Source organism: bacterium, assembly GCA_017744355.1.
In the GTDB taxonomy this organism is placed as follows: Bacteria; Cyanobacteriota; Sericytochromatia; order S15B-MN24; family UBA4093; genus JAGIBK01.
Genome location: JAGIBK010000021.1, coordinates 1 through 802, shown reverse-complemented (window position 1 = coordinate 802; position 802 = coordinate 1). Strand labels below are relative to the sequence as shown.

Genomic DNA, 802 nt, shown 5'->3' with positions numbered 1-802 from the left:
TAGGTGACCGGGATGTTCTTGGCCTTCATCGCCTCGACGATCTGGTCGCTCTCGGCCTGCTTCACCCGCGGGTCGTTGGCGCCCTGGCCGATCAGCAGCGGCCGCACGATCCTGTCGGCGTGGGTCAGCGGCGAGCGCTCGGTCAGCCACTTCCTGCCTTCCTCGGTGCGCGGGTCGCCCATGCGCCGGGCCAGCTGCTCGTAGAAGCTGGCCCAGTACGGCGGCACGGTGGCCAGCAGCGTGGCGAGGTTGGACGGGCCGACGATGTCCACGCCGCAGGCGAAGGTGTCGGGGGTGAAGGTCAGGCCGGCGAGCGTGGCGTAGCCGCCGTAGCTGCCGCCCATGATCGCGACCTTGTCGGCGGTGGTGATGCCCTGGCCGACCGCCCACTGCACCGCGTCGATCAGGTCGTCGTGCATCTTGCCGGCCCACTCGCCATCGCCGACAAGGTCGCGATCATGGGCGGCAGCTACGGCGGCTACGCCACGCTCGCCGGCCTGACCTTCACCCCCGACACCTTCGCCTGCGGCGTGGACATCGTCGGCCCGTCCAACCTCGCCACGCTGCTGGCCACCGTGCCGCCGTACTGGGCCAGCTTCTACGAGCAGCTGGCCCGGCGCATGGGCGACCCGCGCACCGAGGAAGGCAGGAAGTGGCTGACCGAGCGCTCGCCGCTGACCCACGCCGACAGGATCGTGCGGCCGCTGCTGATCGGCCAGGGCGCCAACGACCCGCGGGTGAAGCAGGCCGAGAGCGACCAGATCGTCGAGGCGATGAAGGCCAAGAACATCCCGGTCACCTA

Annotated in this window: 2 pseudogenes; one reads left to right on the top strand and one right to left on the bottom strand. The window is 70.3% G+C overall.

Annotation, left to right across the window (positions count from 1 at the left end):
• A pseudogene (locus J7643_19950) lies at positions 1-443 on the bottom strand (prolyl oligopeptidase family serine peptidase).
• Here J7643_19950 and J7643_19945 point away from each other — a divergent pair.
• Positions 444-802 (top strand): annotated as a pseudogene (locus J7643_19945) (prolyl oligopeptidase family serine peptidase). It begins immediately after the preceding pseudogene.